This window comes from Limnofasciculus baicalensis BBK-W-15 (assembly GCF_024178385.1).
GTDB lineage: Bacteria > Cyanobacteriota > Cyanobacteriia > Cyanobacteriales > Coleofasciculaceae > Limnofasciculus > Limnofasciculus baicalensis.
In genome coordinates, this window is record NZ_JAMZMM010000310.1 from 4,176 (window position 1) to 7,513 (window position 3,338).

Below are 3,338 nucleotides of genomic sequence, written 5' to 3' on the forward strand. Positions count from 1 at the left end.
TTGGTAATAGAGGTTCATTGGTAACTGAATTATTATCGCTAATCTTACCCGATTCCGTAGCCGATTCCGTCACCACTTCTTGGGAATTAGAAGAATTTCTCAAATAGCTCCCCTGCTCTGTGCCTCCCCTATTCCCTATCTCTCCTACTAATTGCTCTGGCAATTCTTCCGCTTGAGCTACTCCAAAAAACCCAGTTATTGCCAACAATGTTGTCAGGAAACTCAACGTAACGGAAGAAAAGTCGCCTTGGCTGGGCAAAAGGTAACTGCCAATACCTCTCTGCAAAGAAAAAACTAGATTTTCGTTAATTTTCTGAGATATTTGTTTCTTCTCTGTTGTTAGGGCTATTGGCTCAAGCCCATTGTTATTTGTTGTTAGTTTTTTAACCAATAACAAATAACAAAAAACTAATAACAAATCAATATCCGTAAATCCTTTATCCTTATTCCTTATCATCTTTGCTCCTCCCCATAAGCAGGCGTTACGGCAAAATTCATTCGAGCAAGTCCACCAGGTTCAAGTCGGATTAAGCGAGACTGACTGTTCCCTTCAATAAAGTAAAGATTGGGGGCAATACTATATCCCGGCAAACTAGTTAAATCCAATGTAGCTGAACGATTGCCAGCAATAACATTAGCTAAAGAGAATAAACCATTAGCATCAGTAGTAATCCTGTTTCCATCATCCATATAAATTACAGCATTTGGCACTCCAGGCTCTCCTGGTTGCTGTTGCCCGTCAAAGTTTTTATCGACAAATACTCGACCAAGTACAGTACCACAGTCTGTCAAAATTCCCGGCCTAATTTTCACCTGATAACTGGCGATATTACTCCGAGGTTCCTGTGCTACATTTCTCCCATCTCCTCTAATAGCATCTGGGGTTACCACAACTGCATAAACAATGTTGAGGATTTCATTAGGAGCTAACCTACCAAAGGTAAAGGTAACCTGTCGCCCAGATATCGTTGCTGGGGGTAAAGTAACTGGTATTGTACCGCTTGTAGTAGTTAGGGAACCTTGCAATGATTCCGCCAAAAATCTCATCCCCAAGGGGAGGGTATCATTCACCACAATTTTATTTGCGGCAGCATTTCCCTTATTTTTTAATGCTAGGCGATAAATAACGGTGTCACCAGGTTCCGCCGCTGCTCTATCTGCGGTTTTAATTAGCTCTAGTACAGGTTGTCCTGCTACCAACGAAGTTTGATTAGAATTAACCGCGCTGGGTAGATTATCGCCAGAAGCAGAGGCTTGGTTTGTAATTGTCCTATTTGTCTGAGCAATAACTGAGGATTCACCAGTCCAGAAAAATGTAGTTAAGATAGCAGTTAACAGAAACTGATAGTTTCCTAACTGTAGTGTTGAAGATTTCATCAATGAATCGCACCTGATAAGGCATTGTGGTTGTCAGATAGCAAGGGAAGTATTTTATCCGTAAATTCCCCGATGTGAATAGTAAAATAGAGCATCAAAATGGAGTTCTTAGGACAGAGAGTTTACTAAAAGATTGACACCAAATTCTAGAAATGCGGAAAATATAGGATTAAAATACCCGCTCTCTTCCCCAATCGAGGTGAAATCTGGTAAAAAGCAATCCTAACGCATCGCAATCCTGTTGCAATCAGTTTCCCTTAGATTACCCCGTACACAAATAATAAATAGCACCTCACCCTGAAAATTTGTACGGCGTTGTCAGTTTTTATGTTGTCTTGGATACACCTTTACCTGTAGAACCCTTTAAGTAAGCACAATGACTACAGATACTAGAGCCTACTCCGATTTGGTGAAACCTGTCAATACTCTATCCACAAGGAAAACAAGTGTCACCCTAAATTCCCGGTAGATTCCGTGATGCTATGAATGAGACAGCCACTCAAAACCCTAGGTGAGCAGTCGATCGGAAATCGATCGTAAGAAGCCTTCAAGCACAAAAACTAAGTCTCCCCGACTTTTTCTCTCGTTGAGTTATAGCTGCCAAAACGTAATACTAGCGTATTACCCGTAATATGGCAAGAGGTTAATCTAAATTAAACCGTAATTATTCTATCTAGATAGAATAATTAGCAATTCTTAATGAAGAAAAATTAAGGACTTTGGCAGAGGAATGGGGAGTAGGGAGTGGGGAGTGGGGATATATAGCAAAAGTCAAAATTGAAATACTTGCTGTGAATTATTTCTGACATTTTCGGATATCCTAACCGCCCTGGCGACTGGTATACCTTCTTAAATGTGTCACAGGTTATCAATTTTATAAACCTCAGAAACCGGGCTTATTACTGAATTGAATTATCCCTAGCTACAAACGGTTTTGCCCTAACTTCATTGGCACAAGCACCTCCCAATTCAAACTCTGTTATATTGGATAATGTCGTATCGGCAATGTTGGCAATAGCTTCTTCAGTAAAAAAGGCTTGATGACCCGTAATAAGTACATTCGGGAATGTCAGAAGACGCTGAAAAATATCATCTTCAATCACTTCATCAGATAAATCTTCAAAAAATAACTCCGATTCCTGTTCGTAAACATCCAAACCAAGATAACCAATTTTCCTAGTTTTGAGTGCGTCAATTACCGCTTGGGTATCAATAAGCCCCCCACGACTAGTATTAATTAACATCACTCCTGGCTTCATCAGACTTAAAGCTTCCTTATCGATCAAGTGCTGGGTTTGGGGAGTGAGGGGGCAATGGAGGGAGATAATATCAGATGAAGTGAATAATTCCGGCAAGTCCACATATTTTATCCCCAATCCTTCCGACTCCGGAGTGGGATATAAATCGTAAGCTAATAAATTACAGCCAAATCCTTTCAATATTTGTGCTACAATCAAACCAATCTTACCTGTACCAATAATTCCTACCGTTCGATTATGGAGATCAAATCCCATCAATCCATCCAGGGAAAAATTACCTTCTCTCACCCGGTTATAAGCACGATGGATTTTACGATTTAGAGTTAAAATTAAGCCAATGGTATGTTCGGCAACTGCGTAGGGCGAATAAGCGGGCACTCGCACAACCGTCATCCCCAACTCTGCTGCCCCATTCAAATCGATGTGGTTGAAACCCGCAGAACGTGTAGCAATTAATTTGGTTCCCCCTGATGCTAAAATTTGTAAGGTTTGCTTGTCAAGCAAATCGTTGATAAATACGCAGGCACAGGGAAATCCCATCCCCAAGGCTGTTGTGTCATAAGTCAGTCGGGGTTCAAAAAACAGCAATTCGTGATTGTATTTGGTATTGGCAGCTTCTAGAAATTTGCGATCGTAGGATTTGGTGCTGAAGATGGCTGTTTTCATGTTTAGGGAGTGGGGAGTAGGGAGTGGGGAGTGGGG

General features: G+C 41.0%; 3 protein-coding genes. All 3 read right to left on the reverse strand.

Going from position 1 to position 3,338, the window contains the following annotated elements:
- The coding region (locus NJ959_RS22855) for a hypothetical protein (protein ID WP_254014048.1) at positions 1-457 on the reverse strand (457 nt) is incomplete at its 3' end.
- Positions 454-1,377: a DUF11 domain-containing protein gene (locus NJ959_RS22860; RefSeq protein WP_254014049.1), complete on the reverse strand. Its 924-nt coding sequence runs from the start codon at positions 1,375-1,377 to the stop codon at positions 454-456. The genes NJ959_RS22855 and NJ959_RS22860, both read right to left, overlap by 4 nt.
- Positions 1,378-2,276: 899 nt before the next feature.
- A complete protein-coding gene (locus NJ959_RS22865) occupies positions 2,277-3,302 on the reverse strand; it encodes a 2-hydroxyacid dehydrogenase (RefSeq protein WP_254014050.1) in 1,026 nt (341 codons plus the stop codon).
- Between the last annotated feature and the right edge of the window lie 36 nt (positions 3,303-3,338).